Source organism: Micromonospora sp. NPDC093277, assembly GCF_044765245.1.
In the GTDB taxonomy this organism is placed as follows: Bacteria; Actinomycetota; Actinomycetes; order Mycobacteriales; family Micromonosporaceae; genus Micromonospora.
In genome coordinates this window covers 194,828-210,246 of record NZ_JBIWJO010000011.1, presented here as the reverse complement: position 1 = coordinate 210,246, position 15,419 = coordinate 194,828, and the positions used below count along the sequence as shown (strand labels likewise).

17 protein-coding genes are annotated in these 15,419 nt (G+C 72.4%); 8 read left to right on the top strand and 9 right to left on the bottom strand.

Features of this window, described 5'->3' with window-relative positions; all coding sequences use genetic code 11:
• Positions 1 to 4 precede the first annotated feature (4 nt).
• Positions 5 to 466, bottom strand: coding sequence for a redox-sensitive transcriptional activator SoxR (gene soxR, locus ACIRG9_RS24200; protein WP_402860025.1), 462 nt, complete (start codon positions 464 to 466; stop codon positions 5 to 7).
• Positions 467 to 512: 46 nt separating this feature from the next.
• Between soxR and ACIRG9_RS24195 the strand changes: the two genes are divergently transcribed.
• Together ACIRG9_RS24195 and ACIRG9_RS24190 are read left to right on the top strand one after the other, a co-directional pair.
• Entirely contained in the window at positions 513 to 1,205 is a 693-nt protein-coding gene (locus ACIRG9_RS24195) for a transketolase (protein ID WP_402860023.1), read from the top strand.
• Between the two features lie 2 nt (positions 1,206 to 1,207).
• Positions 1,208 to 2,101 carry a transketolase family protein gene (locus ACIRG9_RS24190; protein WP_402860020.1) on the top strand — a complete coding sequence of 298 codons (894 nt, stop codon included), beginning with the start codon at positions 1,208 to 1,210 and terminating at the stop codon, positions 2,099 to 2,101.
• A 63-nt stretch (positions 2,102 to 2,164) separates the two neighbouring features.
• Here the strand turns inward: ACIRG9_RS24190 and ACIRG9_RS24185 are convergent, their stop codons facing one another.
• Entirely contained in the window at positions 2,165 to 2,872 is a 708-nt protein-coding gene (locus ACIRG9_RS24185) for a glycosyltransferase family 2 protein (protein ID WP_402860017.1), read from the bottom strand.
• Positions 2,873 to 3,090: 218 nt separating this feature from the next.
• Here ACIRG9_RS24185 and ACIRG9_RS24180 point away from each other — a divergent pair, with 218 nt between their 5' ends.
• Positions 3,091 to 4,683: a ricin-type beta-trefoil lectin domain protein gene (locus ACIRG9_RS24180; RefSeq protein ID WP_402860014.1), complete on the top strand. Its 1,593-nt coding sequence runs from the start codon at positions 3,091 to 3,093 to the stop codon at positions 4,681 to 4,683.
• A 48-nt stretch (positions 4,684 to 4,731) separates the two neighbouring features.
• Here the strand turns inward: ACIRG9_RS24180 and ACIRG9_RS24175 are convergent, their stop codons facing one another.
• The 3 genes from ACIRG9_RS24175 to ACIRG9_RS24165 all read right to left on the bottom strand — a co-directional run bounded on the left by ACIRG9_RS24175 (position 4,732) and on the right by ACIRG9_RS24165 (position 7,055).
• The gene (locus tag ACIRG9_RS24175; RefSeq protein WP_402860011.1) at positions 4,732 to 5,172 is read right to left on the bottom strand and encodes an ASCH domain-containing protein; all 441 of its coding nucleotides are present in this window, start codon (positions 5,170 to 5,172) and stop codon (positions 4,732 to 4,734) included.
• Between the two features lie 79 nt (positions 5,173 to 5,251).
• The gene (locus tag ACIRG9_RS24170) at positions 5,252 to 5,764 is read right to left on the bottom strand and encodes a hypothetical protein (RefSeq protein WP_402860111.1); all 513 of its coding nucleotides are present in this window, start codon (positions 5,762 to 5,764) and stop codon (positions 5,252 to 5,254) included.
• 118 nt (positions 5,765 to 5,882) lie between these two features.
• Positions 5,883 to 7,055 carry a thiolase family protein gene (locus tag ACIRG9_RS24165; RefSeq protein ID WP_402860008.1) on the bottom strand — a complete coding sequence of 391 codons (1,173 nt, stop codon included), beginning with the start codon at positions 7,053 to 7,055 and terminating at the stop codon, positions 5,883 to 5,885.
• Positions 7,056 to 7,216: 161 nt separating this feature from the next.
• Between ACIRG9_RS24165 and ACIRG9_RS24160 the strand changes: the two genes are divergently transcribed.
• Positions 7,217 to 7,651, top strand: coding sequence for a PH domain-containing protein (locus ACIRG9_RS24160; protein WP_402860005.1), 435 nt, complete (start codon positions 7,217 to 7,219; stop codon positions 7,649 to 7,651).
• Between the two features lie 39 nt (positions 7,652 to 7,690).
• Here ACIRG9_RS24160 and ACIRG9_RS24155 read toward each other — a convergent pair whose 3' ends face one another.
• Together ACIRG9_RS24155 and ACIRG9_RS24150 are read right to left on the bottom strand one after the other, a co-directional pair.
• Positions 7,691 to 8,635, bottom strand: coding sequence for a rhomboid family intramembrane serine protease (locus tag ACIRG9_RS24155; RefSeq protein ID WP_402860002.1), 945 nt, complete (start codon positions 8,633 to 8,635; stop codon positions 7,691 to 7,693).
• An 89-nt stretch (positions 8,636 to 8,724) separates the two neighbouring features.
• Entirely contained in the window at positions 8,725 to 9,255 is a 531-nt protein-coding gene (locus ACIRG9_RS24150; protein ID WP_402859999.1) for a peptidylprolyl isomerase, read from the bottom strand.
• A 118-nt stretch (positions 9,256 to 9,373) separates the two neighbouring features.
• On the opposite strand from ACIRG9_RS24150, the gene ACIRG9_RS24145 reads away from it, so the two are divergent.
• Positions 9,374 to 10,138 (top strand): hypothetical protein, encoded by a 765-nt coding sequence (locus ACIRG9_RS24145; protein ID WP_402859996.1) that lies wholly within the window; start codon positions 9,374 to 9,376, stop codon positions 10,136 to 10,138.
• A 104-nt stretch (positions 10,139 to 10,242) separates the two neighbouring features.
• Here the strand turns inward: ACIRG9_RS24145 and corA are convergent, their stop codons facing one another.
• Positions 10,243 to 11,391: a magnesium/cobalt transporter CorA gene (corA, locus tag ACIRG9_RS24140; RefSeq protein ID WP_402859993.1), complete on the bottom strand. Its 1,149-nt coding sequence runs from the start codon at positions 11,389 to 11,391 to the stop codon at positions 10,243 to 10,245.
• Between the two features lie 450 nt (positions 11,392 to 11,841).
• Positions 11,842 to 12,936: a PLP-dependent aminotransferase family protein gene (locus ACIRG9_RS24135; RefSeq protein WP_402859990.1), complete on the bottom strand. Its 1,095-nt coding sequence runs from the start codon at positions 12,934 to 12,936 to the stop codon at positions 11,842 to 11,844.
• Positions 12,937 to 13,165: 229 nt separating this feature from the next.
• Here ACIRG9_RS24135 and ACIRG9_RS24130 point away from each other — a divergent pair, with 229 nt between their 5' ends.
• The 3 genes from ACIRG9_RS24130 to ACIRG9_RS24120 are packed head-to-tail and all read left to right on the top strand — an operon-like array spanning position 13,166 to position 15,343.
• Positions 13,166 to 14,026 carry a 3'(2'),5'-bisphosphate nucleotidase CysQ gene (locus tag ACIRG9_RS24130; protein ID WP_402859987.1) on the top strand — a complete coding sequence of 287 codons (861 nt, stop codon included), beginning with the start codon at positions 13,166 to 13,168 and terminating at the stop codon, positions 14,024 to 14,026.
• A gap of 58 nt (positions 14,027 to 14,084) precedes the next feature.
• Positions 14,085 to 14,534: an NUDIX hydrolase gene (locus ACIRG9_RS24125; RefSeq protein WP_402859984.1), complete on the top strand. Its 450-nt coding sequence runs from the start codon at positions 14,085 to 14,087 to the stop codon at positions 14,532 to 14,534.
• A complete protein-coding gene (locus ACIRG9_RS24120) occupies positions 14,531 to 15,343 on the top strand; it encodes a hypothetical protein (protein WP_402859981.1) in 813 nt (270 codons plus the stop codon). The genes ACIRG9_RS24125 and ACIRG9_RS24120 overlap by 4 nt, the downstream gene beginning before the upstream one ends.
• The last annotated feature ends 76 nt before the right edge of the window (positions 15,344 to 15,419 follow it).

Genomic DNA, 15,419 nt, shown 5'->3' with positions numbered 1-15,419 from the left:
CCGGTCAGGCCGGCGCCGGGGCGTCGTCGGCGCGGGGGAGCACCAGCCGGGCACCGGGGCCCTCGGCCGAAAGCGAGTCGCCCGGGTTGTAGAGGTTGCAGCGCTGCAACGACAGGCAGCCGCAGCCGATGCAGCCGTCCAGGTCGTCGCGGAGCTTGCCGAGCAGCCGGATCTTCTCGTCCAGCCGGTGCCGCCAGGCACGGGAGAGCGCCGCCCAGTCCTCCGGGGTGGGCGTACGCGCGGACGGCAGCGAGTCCAGCGCCTCCCGGATCTCCTCCAGGGAGACACCGACCTGTTGGGAGATCCGGACGAACGCCACCCGGCGCAGCTCGGTGCGGGCGTACCGGCGCTGGTTGCCGCCGGTCCGGTGGGACCGGATCAGGCCGAGCCGCTCGTAGTAGCGCAGCGCGGAGGGGGCCACCCCGCTGCGCGCGGAGAGCTGCCCGATGGTCAGTGCCTCATGCATCACAGAGCCTTGAGTTGAAGTGCGCTTCAACTACCAGGCTAGCCGTATGACGACGACGACCGCCACCGACCCCGCCGTGCTGCGGGCGCTGCTTGACCGGGTACGCGCCGGGCGCGAGTTCGGCGCGAACGTGTACTCGACGCTGGACGTGCTCCAGGTGCTCTACGACCGGGTGCTCCGGATCACCCCGGCGACCGTGGACGACCCCGATCGGGACCGCTTCCTGCTCTCCAAGGGGCACGCCGTCGCCGGCTACTACGCCCTGCTCGCCGCCAGGGGCTTCGTCCCGGTGGAGTGGCTGGACGACCAGGGCGGTCCGGCGAGCCGCCTCGGCGACCACCCGGACCGCCTGCTGGTGCCCGGGGTGGAGATCGGCTCCGGGTCGCTCGGCCACGGCCTGGGTCTGGGCGTGGGCACCGCGCTCGGGCTGCGGGCCCAGGGCCGGTCCGACCCCAGGGTGTACGTGCTGCTCGGCGACGCCGAGCTGGACGAGGGCTCCAACCACGAGGCGATCGCGTACGCCGGGTCGACCGGACTGGCCAAGCTGACCGCGATCGTGCTGGACAACCGATCCGCCAGCCACGGCTGGCCGGGTGGCGTGGCCAGCCGGTTCACGGTCAACGGGTGGACCGCGGCGACCGTCGACGGCCGGGACCACGAGGCCCTGCACACCGCCCTCACCGGGCACGACAACCACCGGCCGCACGCCGTCGTCGCGGTCGTCACGGACGGAGAGTGAGCATGCGCGAGACCTTCGTGGCCGAGGCCGCCGCCTTCCTGGACGACCCCCGGACCACCATCGTCCTGGCCGACATCTCCGCCGCGGCGTTCGCCCCGGCCGCCGAGCGCCACCCGGGCCGGGTCATCAACGTCGGCATCCGGGAGCAGCTCATGGTGGGCGTGGCGGGTGGGCTCGCGCTGACCGGGCAGCGCCCGATCGTGCACAGTTACGCGCCGTTCCTCGTCGAGCGGGCGTACGAGCAGATCAAGCTGGACCTCGACCATCAGGGGGTCGGGGCGGTGCTGGTCAGCGTCGGCGCGTCGTACGACCGGGCGGCGGCGGGACGCACCCATCTCGGTCCGGCGGACGTGGCACTGATCGACACCCTGCTCGACTGGACGGTGCACGTGCCCGGCCACCGGGACGAACTGCCCGGGCTGCTGCGGAACGTGGTGTGCGGGCAGGGCTCGGCGTACGTGCGGTTGTCGGCGCGGAGCAACGCGCGGGCGTACCCGGACGCGGCTGACCTGCGGGTGGTACGCGACGCCGGGCCGGGGGCACCGCTGCTGGTGGCGGTCGGCCCGGTGTTGGACCAGGCGCTCGCGGCGGTCGCCGACCGGCCGGTCACCGTGGCGTACACGCATCGGCCGCGGCCGTTCGACGCGGCCGGCCTGCGGGCCGTCGCGGGGACCGAGGTGATCCTGGTCGAGCCGTATCTGGCGGGCACCTCTGCCCGGGTGGTCGGCGCGGCGCTGGCCGACCGGCCGCACCGGTTGCTCGCCCTCGGAGTAGGCCGGTCGGAGTTGCGCCGCTACGGCACGCCCGAGGACCACGACCGCTGGCACGGCCTGGACGCGGCCGGCCTGCGCCGCTCGATCGACGCGTTCCTCACCCCGGCCCCGGCCGCCGCCTGAGGCACGGAATGGCGGCATCCCACCCACGGGACGCCGCCATTTCCTGGTCGGGGCGGTCCGGCGTCAGTTCGCGGCGACGCCGGCCCGGCGGCGCCGGGCGCGCTCGCGGGCGAGGATCCAGATGGCCTCGACGCCGTCCTTCCAGGTGATCTTCTTGCCCTCTTCGCGGCCCCGGGCCCGGTAGCTGATCGGCACCTCGTAGGGGCGGATCCGCTGGCGGAGCAGCTTGCCGGTGACCTCGGCCTCCATGCCGAAGCCACGGGACCGGACCTGGAGCGACCGGTACAGCTCCAACGGCATCAGCTTGAAGCAGGTCTCCAGGTCGCCGATGTACGAGTTGAACAGCACGTTGGCCGTCATCGTGACGCCCTTGTTGCCCATCACGTACCAGAAGCTGTAGGCGCTGTGGCTGCCGAAGGTCCGGTTGCCGTAGACCACGGTCGCCCGCCCGTCGAGCACCGGTTCGAGCAGCCGCGGGATGTCCTGCGGGTCGTACTCGAGGTCGGCGTCGAGGATGACCATGTACTTGCCCTCGGCGTTGTCCACGGCGGTCTTGATCGCCGCGCCCTTGCCGGCGTTGCGCGGATGAGTGATCACCCGCAGCCGCGCGTCGTCCATCCGGCCGAGCACCTCGCTGGTGCCGTCCCGGCTGCCGTCGTCCACCACGACGAGCTCGATCTCGCACGGATAGTCCACCGCCAATGCCTCCTTGAGGGCATCCGCGATGCGTTCCTCCTCGTTGTAGACGGGCATGAGGATCGAGAGCTTCACGGGTTCTCCACGGTGGCTACGGCAAACTCGGTCCTAGCGTAACCCGCATCTTGCCCGGTCAGCCCCGGGATTCGGGTTATCCAACCTGTCCGATGTGCCGGAAGAGTTCCGTTCCGCAACGGCCGCAAGGCTTTCGAGACATATTCACACACCGCCTCCGCCCGGTTACCCTCGGGTAGTTCAATCGACGTTCGGCGATTGGATGGAAGGAGTGCGTCATGCTTGGCACCCCCACCAGGCGGACGACCCGGCGGCGGGCCGTGGCCGTCCTGTCCGCCGCCGCTCTCGCCCTACCGATGCTGGTCGGACCGGCCACCCCCGCGGCCGCCGCCGACCGGCCCGCCGTCCAGCCGCTCCCCGCGGCCCTCGAAACCGTCCGCGCCGCCGAAGCCACCGCCCTCTACGGCTCCCCCGACCTCCGGCCGCTGGAGCAGCGGCGGACCGCCCTGGTCACCATGGGCGACAGCGAGATCTCCGGCGAGGGAGTCGGCAACTATGTGCCCGGCACCCACCAGGACGGCAACTGGTGCGACCGCTCCTACGACCAGGCGGTCTTCCGTACCGGCATCCTGGCCGACGAGAAATACAACCTCGCCTGTTCGGGCGCCACCCCGTGGAACCTGGTCGCCGGCGGCCCCACCCAGCACAACGAGCTGAACCAGGGCGACTACCTGGCGATCAAGGCGCGCAACACACACGTCAAGCTGATCTGGGTGGTCGTCGGCGCAAACGGCGACGGCACCATCCAGTTCGGGCCCGTCGCCACCGACTGCGCGATCCGCCGGGTCTTCTTCCAGGGCGCCTGCTGGCCGACGTACACCGACCAGTGGACGATCCGCACCGACGGCAGCCGCGCCGCCGTCGAGGAGGCGCTCAACTCCATCCGGCAGACCATGACCGCCGCCGGCTACCTGCGCTCCGACTACGAGCTGGTGCTGATGTCGTACCCGAGCCCGGGCAGCCCCGACGTGGAGGACAACCCGAACTTCCCCGGCTGGTACTCCGGTGGCTGCCTGCTCTACCTGGCCGACGCGGCGTTCGCCCGGAACAAGGCCGTGCCGCGCTTCGAATCCGCGCTGCGCGCCGCAGCCGCCAACACCGGCACCCGCTACCTGGACGCCAGCCGGCTCTTCCACGGCCACGAGGTGTGCACCGACAACACCTCGGTCCGCGGTCTCTACCTCGAGATCGGCATCTGGGACGAGAACGCCGCCCGGCAGTCGTTCCACCCCAACTACCGGGGGCACGGCATGTTCGCCCAGTGCATGACCCAGTTCTGGAACGCGGGCCAGGCGCAGGCGACCTGCGTCGACCCGGCCAGCACCGGGCAGGGTGTGCTGGTCGACGGGCTGCTGGAGTTCAAGCAGCTACGCAACGTCGCCACCGGCAACTGCGTGGACGGCAAGGGGTACGACTCGCGCAACAACACGGTCCAGCAGTCGTACGGCTGCCACGGCGGACGCAACCAGGGCTTCTGGTACGACCCGGCACGGCAGTCGCTGCACTCCGAACTGTCCCACGACCGCTGCCTGGACGTGACGGGCGGCTCGCTGACCGCCAACACCACGGTCAACAGCTACGACTGCAACGGCGGGGCCAACCAGAAGTTCGTCTTCGCCGGCAACCAGCTCAAGCCGGCTGGCGCGACCAACCTCTGCGTCGCCTTCGACAGCCCGTTGCTGGGCACCCCGCGGCTGCGGCTGGCCACCTGCTCCACCAGCACCCGCCAGCAGTGGTCCTTCGAGTTCCGGTCGTACGCCAACCCGGTCGGCTACGGCCACTCCGACTTCATCGGCTCACGGGTCTACTGAGCAGCTCGCCGGGGCCGGCATCCACCGAGCCGGCCCCGGCGACCCGCCTCACCGCGTTACGGGCCGCGCCGGGTCGTCGGACTCGACCACCCGGAAGCGCTCGGCGACGACCAGGGTGTCATCGTCCATGACCGGGGTGTGACCCAGGAACTCACTCACCCCATCGCTCCGGAAGAACTCTTCGTGAGCTGTCCGCCACTCCGCCACGTCGGAATAGCCGCGCCCCTCGGCTCGCGCGAAGTCGTCGTCGATCTCCGCCATCGGAACGACGCGTACCTCGACGAGCTCGATCGTGACCGCCGGGTGACCCGCCGAATCAAGCACCGAGAACCGCTGACCGACCGCCGGTACCGCCTCTCCGGCATGCTCGAAGATCTCCAGGAGGCCGGTGAGCGCGGTCTTCTGACCACTCAGGATCGCCGCCACACCACGGTCACGCTCCGGACCGGGAAAGGCCAGTTCAAGAGTCGGCAGGTCGCCATGTCCCATCGGGCGAGGGTACGAACCCTGCGTTGCTCAAGGGTCACCACCCCGCTCGCTGCCGGCACGCACGGCAGGCGTCCAGGCCCTAACGCACCGGCGCGGGGCGGAACGCGAACGGCCGGGCACCGAGCGGCGACTCACCGATGGTGGCGACCAGCCGCTCCGCGGGCGTCCGGAGTCGGGTCCGGAAGGCGTGGTTGAGCAGGGTGTCGACCTGCCACACCTGCTTCGGGTGGTGGGTACGGATGAGGAACCGCTCGCGCACCCCGTCGATCGCGGTGGCCGCCAGCTCGACGCTCTGCGACCGGGGGTCGGGGCTCCAGGTGACGTTGCTCAGTTCGCGCAGTTCGGTGTTGAGGTGCAGGCGCAGCCGGTGCAGCACCCGGCTCTGCCGGGTGACCACCAGCCGGCGGTGGGTGAGGAGCATCAGGTAGTCGCCGCCGATCGGGTGTTCGGGGCGGCTGCAGCGGGTGACCAGGATCGTGGCGTCGCCGGTACCGACGCACCGGCGGAAGATCGGCATGTGTCGACTGACGGTCTGGGTCGCCAGGCCGGTCTCGGCGGCGGCCGGAAGGAACGTTCGCGAGAACACGTCCATGCAAGATGCAACGAGCATGTGCGCCGGGTGATATGGGTCACTCCCGATTTCTGGAACTTCCACCCCGGCAAGTCGCACCCGCTGTCCGACGTCGCGGGTGGGCGAGAGACCGACCGCCTCAGAGCAGCTCGAGGATGGTGGCGTTGGCCATGCCACCGCCCTCGCACATGGTCTGCAGGCCGTAACGGATCCCGTTGTCCCGCATGTGCTGGAGCATGGTGGTCATGATCCGGGCACCGGACCCGCCGAGCGGATGGCCCAGTGCGATCGCCCCGCCGCGCGGGTTGAGCCGCTCCGGGTCCGCCTCGGTCTCCGCCAGCCAGGCCAGCGGCACCGGGGCGAACGCCTCGTTCACCTCGTACACGCCGATCTCCTCGATGCCCAGCCCCGCGCGGCGCAGCGCCTTCGCGGTGGCCGGGATGGGGGCGGTGAGCATGGTGACCGGGTCGTCGGCGGCGACCACGGCGGTGTGTACGCGGGCCAGCGGGCGCAGGCCGTGCCGGCTGGCCCACTCGCTGGTGGTGACGGCGAGCGCCGCCGCGCCGTCGGAGATCTGTGACGCGGACCCGGCGGTGACCACACCGTCGGCCTTGAACGGGGTGGCCAGCTCGCCGAGCTTGGCCAGCGTGGTGTCCCGCCGGATGCCCTCGTCGGCGGTGAACTTGCCGCCGTCGGCCAGCGGCACCGGGGCCAACTCGGGGTCGAACGCGCCCGCGTCCTGCGCGGCGGCGGCCTTCTCGTGGCTGGCCAGCGCGAACTCGTCGAGCTGGGCCCGGGAGAAGCGCCACCGCTGGGCGATCAGCTCGGCGCCGACGCCCTGGTTGAAGGGGAGCGGGTTGTCCTCGGCGACGCCCTCGACGCCCCGGTAGCGTTCCAGGATCGCCCCGCTGAACGGCATCCCGCCGGCCACGCTGGAGCCCATCGGCACCCGAGTCATCGACTCCACGCCACCGGCGACCACGAGGTCGGCCTGGCCGGACACGACGGTGGCGGCCGCGAAGTGCAGCGCCTGCTGGCTCGACCCGCACTGCCGGTCGAGGGTGGTGCCGGGGACCGACTCGGGCCAGCCGGCGGCGAGCACGGCGTTGCGCGCGACGTTCCAGGACTGCTCGCCGACCTGGGACACGCAGCCCCACACCACGTCGTCGACCTGGCCGGGGTCGATCCCGGTCCGCTCGGCGAGGGCCCGCAGCACGTGCGCCGAAAGGTCGACCGGGTGCACACCGGCGAGGCTGCCCTTGCGCCGACCGACCGGAGTGCGTACCGCACCGACGATGACCGCGTCACTCATGTCTACTCCCCGGTAACCTGGCTTGCCCCGATCCTACGTGCTGAGCCGGCCGGCCGTCCTCCCCCGTTCCCGGCCGTCCTGCCGGGCGTCCGGGCGGCTCGGGCTGGGGCGCGACGCGTGCGGGGCCGTCCCATCGCCGGCACGGCTGGCATGCTGGGGCGGTGAATCCACAGTCGCCCCCGGCCCGGCACTGGCGAGTGCCGGGCGCCCTGCCGGCGGCCAAGCTGCTCGGAGTGGTCGTCCTGGTCGCCCTGGGCCTGCTCTTCTCCGACGGCGACCGGGTCCGGCTCGCGCTCGCCGGGCTGGCCGCCGCCGGGCTCGCCGGCTGGGCCCTGCGTGACCTGGCCGCGCCCGTCCGGCTGGCGGTCGACGCGGAGGGGATCGCCGTGCGCCAGGGCTTCGCCGGCTGGCGGCGGCTGCCCTGGCCGGCCGTGGAGGCGGTCCGGGTGGAACGACGTACCCGGCGCGGGCTCACCGCCGAGACACTGGAGATCGACGCGGGCGACTCGCTGCACCTGTTCGGCCGGTACGACCTGGACGCGCCGCTGGACGAGGTCGCCGACGCGCTGCACGCCGCCCGTTCCGCCGCCGGCTGACGGTCGCGACACCGGGGCCGGCGACCCGTCCGCGCCGGCTCAGCCGAGCAACATCCCGGTCCGGACCAGGACCAGCCCGAGCAGCGCCACCAGCAGGATCGCCCCGCCCGCCGCCTGGAACACGGTCCGCCGCGCCCGCGGGGCGTACGCCAGGACCAGGGACATCAGCGCGCCGATGAAGAGGCCGCCCAGGTGCCCGGCGACAGAGATGCTCGGCACGGTGAAGGTGAAGATCAGGTTGATCACCAGGATCGGCACGATGGCCGAGGTGTCCCGGCCCAGCCGGCGCATGATCACGAAGATCGCGGCGAAGAGGCCGAAGATGGCGGTCGACGCGCCCGCCGTGGCCTGGTTGACCGGGCTGAACAGGTAGGCCGCGACGTTGCCGCCCAGCCCGGCGATCAGATAGAGCGCGAGGAAGCGCAGCGGGCCGAGCACCGACTCCAGCGCCCGGCCGAGCACCCAGAGCCCCCACATGTTGAGCAGCAGGTGCAGCAGGCCGTAGTGCAGGAACATCGCGGTGAACAGGCGGTACCACTCCCCGTCGGCGACCCCGCCGACGGTGCCGTCCGAGAAGCGGGCCAGGCCGAGCACGGCCCCCCAGTTGGTCAGCGGCGTGGCGCCGCCGAACAGGCCGCCGAGACCGGAGCCGGCGGCGGCCGAGGCCCCGTTCCGGGCCGAGGCGATGGAGATGACCATGACCAGCACGTTCAGCGCGATCAGGGTCTTCGTGACGTAGCCCTCGCGGCCGGCGGCACCGCCACCGAAGGCGGTACGCGCCGGCCGCACGCTACGGCGTCCTTCGCTGACGCACTCCGGGCACTGGTGCCCGACCGAGGCGTTTCGCATGCACTCAGGGCAGATCGGCCGGTCACAACGGGTGCACCGGACGTACGTCTCCCGGTCGGGGTGCCGGTAGCAGACCGGAGTGGTCGGCACCGGCCCGCCGGTGGCGTCACCTGTCTGCCCGGAGCGCTCAGTCATGCGAGCAAAGGTACCCGCCGCTCGCTCGCGCCGCCGTTACACTGCGCTCCACGGCGGCGCGAGCCGCGCTGCTTAGCCGGATGGTTGGCTCAGGCCGGCTTCTGCTCGATCTCGACGCGCTCGATGACGACGTCCTGCAGCGGCCGGTCGCTCGGGCCGGTGGGGGTGTTCGCGATCGAGTCGACCACCTTCGCGGACTGCTCGTCGGCCACCTGACCGAAGATCGTGTGCCGGTTGTTCAGGTGCGGGGTCGGCCCGACCGTGATGAAGAACTGCGAGCCGTTGGTGCCCGGCCCGGCGTTCGCCATGGCCAGCAGGTACGGGCGGTCGAAGCGCAGCTCCGGGTGGAACTCGTCGGCGAACTTGTAGCCCGGCCCACCGCGACCGGTGCCGGTCGGGTCACCCATCTGGACCATGAAGCCGCTGATCACGCGGTGCGAGATGGTGCCGTCGTAGTACGGCCCGCTGCCCGGCTGGCCGGTGCGCGGGTCGATGTACTCCCGGGTGCCCTCGGCCAGCTCGACGAAGTTGCGGACGGTCTTGGGCGCGTGGTTCGGGAAGAGCTCGAGCCGGATCGGGCCGGCGTTGGTGTGCAAGGTGGCGTAGACAGCCTCGGCCACGGGTACTCCTCACTTGTCGGTCAGTTCCATGCGGATCCTCCCATGTGCCCGATCTGGCCATGCGGAGGCATCCAAAGGTGGAGGATGACGAAGGAACAACTCGCCAGGAGGTGGGACCGTGTTTGGAATCGGGCGCCGTAGAACCCAGGGACAGCTCGCGAGGGTAGAGCTGAACCAGGGCATCGGTCACCTGAGGCAGGCCGCGGCGTACGCGGCGAAGGGTGCCGGCGCCACGGTCGGCCCGCGGGTTCAGGCAGCCCGGGGCGCGGCCGTACCCGCCGCGATCATGGTCCGGGACCGGGCGTCGAACGGCCTCGCCGCGACGGTCGCGGCGCTCGCGCCGCTGGTCATGGCCATGCGCGATGCCCAGGCCGAGGCCGCGGGCAAGCCGGCGGGCGCCCGGAAGGCCGCCGCGAAACAGGCCGCGGCGAGCCGGAAGGCGAAGGCCAGGAACCTCAAGGCCGCCAGGAAGAAGCGGAAGCGGAACTCGGCGGGCCGGATGGTCGGTCTGCTGGCCGCCGGCACCGTCGCCGGGCTGGCCGGCGCGATGGCCATGCGCCGCCGCCGCGAGCAGCAGGAGTGGGCCGAGTACGACCCGACCGGCCGGCTGGCGCCGATGCACGAGGACGTCGACACCATCGTGGTGGAGACCCCGGACCCGAGCGCGAAGGTGACCCAGGCCACCGGTGCCGGCAGCTCGGCGGTGGCCGGGGGCGACAGCGCCGCCACCGCCACGTCCGGCAGCCAGCCGGTGATCAAGCCGACCGACCAGGTGCCCTCCGTCGCCGAGGGTGCCCGGGACACCACCGGCCGTCCGGCGGTCGATGTCACCAAGGCGCTGAACAACGGGAAGAACACCGCCAAGACCAGCGGTCGCCGCTGAGGCCACCGGGCCCGGAAAGCGCCGGCGCGTGGGAGTGTCCCCACGGCCGGCGCTCCCGTTTCCGGGTACGCCGGCGCTCCCGTTTCCCGGTACGGAGCCGGGAGCTACAGCCAACCGTTGCGGCGGAACCACCGGTACAGGGCCAGCGAGATGGCGAGCATGACCGCCAGTACGACCGGATAGCCGTAGGTCATCTTCACCTCGGGCATGTTCTCGAAGTTCATGCCGTAGATGCCGGCGATCGCGGTCCACACCGCGCCGATCGCGGCCCACGCGGCGATCTTGCGCATGTCGTTGTTCTGGTCGACGGTGACCTGCGCCAACCGCGCCTGGAGGATCGAGTTGAGCAGATCGTCGTACGAGTTGACCTGCTCGACGGTCCGGCTCAGGTGGTCCTGCACGTCCCGGAAGTAGCGCCGCACCTCCTGCGGCACCTCCCGGTTGACCTGCGAGGTGAGGGTGAGCAGTGGCCGTTGAAGGGGCGTCACCGCCCGCTTGAACTCGACCAGTTCCCGCTTCATCTGATAGATCCGCTGGATCCGCCCGCTGCCCTGCCGGTCGAAGACGTCTGCCTCCAGCACGTCGAGGTCGTCCTCCAGCCGGTCGGCGACCTCCAGGTAGAGGTCCACCACCCGGTCGGTGATCGCGTACGCGACCGCCCACGGGCCGTGCCCCAGCAGCTCCCGCTTCGCTTCCAGGTCGGCCCGGACCGGCGAGAGCCGGCAGGCGTCCCCGTGCCGGACGCTGATCAGGAAGTTCGGCCCGATGAAGAGCATCACCTGACCGGTCTCCACCACCTCGGAGTTCTCGGTCAGCTCGGTGTGCTCGCAGTAGCGGGCGGTCCGGAGCGCCAGGAAGGCCACGTCCCCGAAGCGCTCCAGCTTGGGCCGCTGCTCGGCCTTGACCGCGTCCTCGACGGCCAGCTCGTGCAGGCCGAAGGTCGCGGCGATCTCGGTCATCTCGTCCAACTCCGGCTCGTGCAGGCCGAGCCAGACGAAGGCGTTCCGCCGCCGGCCGGCCGCCGCCAGGGCGTCGGCGTACTGCCAGTCGCCGGGCTGGCGCTCACCGTCGACGTACAGGCCGCAGTCGACGACCCCGCTCCGGCCGGGGCCGGTCGGCGCGGGTGTACCCGGGGAGCCGTCGGCATTGAGGATGCGGGACATGGCGCGTACCGGAGCCGCCCAGGCCCGTGGTCTGAGCCCCCGGCTGTCGTTCTGCCCGGCGATGCGATCGCGTGCCACCCGGTCCGTCATCTCGCCCCCTCCCCACGATGCTGCGGCTTGCAGGTTACGCCGATCGGGACGAATCGCAGCGCGAGCGAGTCGTGGGCCAGGGCGGCACGACTGCGACCGGCGCCATCCGAGGCGGGCAAGGGCGGCACGACTGCGACCGGCGGGACCCGACGCGGACAACGGCGGCACCGCTGCGACGGGCGCCACCCGCAGGGACCGCGTCCGGGGTGGCGCCGGGCGGGCCGGCCGCGTCAGGGGGGTGAGGGGCGACACGGCCCACCCGGCACCCATTGGGGGCGGGAGTTGTGCTGTGCGCGCCGGCGGTCCCCGGTGGGGCGGCGGAGGCTCCCCGGGCGGCGGACCTGACACCGGGGAGGCGAACGGCGCTCGCAGCATTGTGAGCCGCCGGCCGGCCCAGCGGGAGAGCTGAGCCGGCCGGTATCGCACTACTGTCGGATTTCCGACAGTAATTCAGCCTCGAACGGCCGCCATCGCCTGGGCGAGCCGCTGGACGCCCTCGTCGATCCGGTCCGCGGTCACCGCGGAGAACGCCAGCCGGAGCGCGTGCCGGCCGCCCTCCAACAGGAAGTCGCTGCCCTTGACCACCGCGACGCCACGCTCCGCGGCGGCCGGGGCGAGCCGGTCCACCTCGACGTCCTCCGGCAGCTCCACCCAGAGGAAGTAGCCGCCGTCCGGCTCGACGAACCGGGCCTCGGGGATGTGCCGGCGCAGCGACTCGGCGAGCACCGCCGCCCGCTCGCCCAGGGCGGTACGCACGGTGCGGATCGACCGCTCGATGTCCCCGGAGACGCAGAACTGGTGCACGATCGCCTCGGAGACCATGCCGGGCGAGATGTAGAGACTGGTCGCCTTCTTGGCGATCGCGGCGATCAGCTCGGCCGGGCCGATCAGGTAGCCGACCCGGACGCCCGGGCAGACCGTCTTGGTGAAGCTGGAGGCGTGCACCACCACGCCCCGGGTGTCCATCGACAGCATCGACGGCAGCGGCTCGCCCCGGAACCGGATGTCCGCGTACGGGTCGTCCTCGAAGATGGTGAAGTCGTACTCGGCGGCGAGGTCGAGCAGCTCCCGCCGCTTCTCCAGGGAGAGGGTCACGCCGGCCGGGTTCTGGTAGTTCGGGATGACGTGCGCCAGCCGCGGCCGGACCCCGGACTCCAGCAGCTTGCGCAGCTCGGCGGTGTCCAGACCGTCCGGCTGGACCGTCACGCCGTGGATCTCACCGCCCATCTGCTGGAGGTTGAGCAGGGTTCGGTCGTACGTCGGGCGCTCGACCACCACCGCGTCGCCTCGGCGCACCAGGTGGTCGAAGAGGAAGGCGTCCGCCTGGAGGGAACCGTTGGTGATCAGCACCTGGTCGGCCTCGACACCGTGCTTCTCCGCGATCCACCTCCGCAGGGGCGGGTAACCGACGGAGGTGCCGTACGCCGTGATCCCGGCGGGATCGGCATCGAAGGCGCGGACGGCGGCGGCCTTGAGCCCCTCGACATCGACAATGTCCAGCGAGGGAGCGCCACGGGCGAAGGAGATCAGCTGCTCGGCGGTCATGCGCACGAGCCTAGGGCCTGCTCCGGCCGGTCCGACCAACATACCCGCGAAGTTCAACATGCGGGCGGTCGATCCGTCCGGCCGGGCCCACGGAGGGCCACGGAGATCCACCAAGGATCCGCCTTTCGCCCGTGGGCTGTCCGCCTTCCGACGGATGCTGGCGCCGCAAACACCGGCCACCGAAGGATTGGGGGTCGTGGGGGAACCCAGCAGACAGGTGGTGAGGCACGTGGCCCAGGACCGGACCGGGCGCCCCGACGACCAGGCCTTCGCGGAGTGGCTGGCCGGACGGGCGGGCGCGGCACTGACCGCGCTGCGGGACCAGCAGGGCTTCGCCGACCCGGCCACGCTCAAGGACGCCGGCGACCTCCGGTCGCACGACCTGTTGACGACCGCGCTGGCCCGCTGGTGGCCGGGGGACGCGGTCCTCTCCGAGGAGCAGGTCGACGCGCGGCGGGCCTGGTCGGGCGGGGAGCGCGCGGCCCGACTCGACGCGGAACGGGTCTGGATCATCGATCCGCTCGACGGCACCCGGGAGTTCTCCGAGGCCGGCCGGACGGACTGGGCGGTGCACGTGGCGCTCTGGCGACGTTCGGCCGGGCCGGACGGCGGGCTGGTCGCGGGCGCGGTCGGCATGCCGGCTCGTACCACACTGGACGGTGGCCAGCTCGTCCTCGGCACCGGCTGCCCGACCCCGCCGGCCGCGGAGGGACCGATCCGGATCGCGGTGAGCCGCAGCCGCCCGCCGGCCTTCGTCGACGAACTGGTCCGGCTGCTCGACGCCCAAGCGGTGCCGATGGGTTCCGCCGGGGTGAAGGTGTGCGCGGTGGTGACCGGCGAGGTCGACGCGTACGTCCACGCGGGCGGCCAGTACGAGTGGGACAGTGCCGCCCCGGTCGCGGTCGCCCTGGGCGCCGGCATGCACGCCTCCCGGATCGACGGCTCGCCGTTGCGCTACAACCGGGCCGACCCGCGCCTGCCCGACCTGCTGGTCTGCCGCCCGGACCTGGCCGACCGGCTGCTCGACGCGATCGCCCGGACCGGGGTCGAGCTGCCCGCACCGGCGGCCACCGGCCAGGCGTTCGGCTGAGCGTCGCGGTGCCCACCGCCCGGTGCCGCAAGCCGCTCCGGCTCGCTACTGTCGTGGCGTGCCCACCGAGCCCCTCCGCTGCGCCGGCGCGCTGATCGTGGACGACGACGGCCGCCTCTTCTTCCAGCGCCGGTCCCCCGAGCGGCGTCTCTTCCCGAACTGCTGGGACGTCGTCGGCGGCCACCTCGAACCGGGCGAGACGGTGGAGGACGCGCTGCGCCGTGAGGTCACCGAGGAGACCGGCTGGACCCTCTCGCACGTGCTCGGCCAGGTCGGCGAATACCGGTACACCGGCGACGACGGGCTGGCCCGAGTGGAGACCGACTTCCTAGTCCGGGTCGACGGCGACCTCGCCCGGCCTCGGCTCGAAGCGGGCAAGCACACCGAGTTCCGCTGGCTCGGCGAGGACGACCTGGCGCTGCTGGACGAGCACCGTGACGTCAACGACGGGCTGATCCGGCGGATCGCCGAGGAGGCCTTCGCCGCCCTGCACTCGATCGGTCGGTGAGCGACCCGGCCGTTCCGGGTCGCGGCGCGGCCCCCGACGCGACGAGCCGGAACGTCGAGCAGGTCGAGCTGCCGCCGCACCGGTTCGCCGGGCTGCTCGCCCCGGCCGTCGACCGGACCTTCGCCGCCGGCATGCTCGCCGGCCGGGACGGCGGCGCCGAGCTGAGTTCCCAGTACGGCGGCGCCGCGGCCAGCGGTTTCCTGGTGGAGTTCCGCACCCGGCTCGCCACCCCGGGCGGGACGGTGAGCGGTCCCGGCTTCGCCGCGTTGACCCGCTACCGGGACCCGGCCACCTGTCGACGCAGCCTGGACAAGCAGGTCGCGTACGGGATGCTCCAGCGCGTGTCGGACGGCGGCTGCTGCGCCACCGACCGCGGGCTCGCCTTCCTCGGCGATCTCTGGCAGGTGCACGCCAAGGCGACCGGGGAGCTGTGGGCCGGGCACGACGACCGGGTGACCCGGCTGGTGACGGCCCTCGGTCGGGTGCTGGCGTACGCCCTGGTGCTGGCCGAGTCGGACGAGCCCGGCGGGTTCGCCGCGATGGCCCCGCCGCACGAACCGGAGGACAGCCCACCCGGAGTGCTGCTGCTCAACCGGCTGGGCACGCTGCGTCACCACCGGGCGGACGCGCACGCGGCGGCGTGGACCGCCGCGGGGCACACCGCGACCAGCGTCGCCGCGCTGCCGCCCGGCCCGGAACGGCTGGCCATCGAGCAGGAGACCGACCGGCGGGCCGCCGGCCCGTACGCGGTGCTGAGCGCGGACGAGCGGCTGGTGATGCTGGCGGACCTCGCTGCCCTGCCGGGCTGAACGAAGGTTGGCGGCGGCCGGTCGGCGCGCGGCGCTATCCTCCCCGGGTGAACTCCAGTCGAACGAAGGATGATGG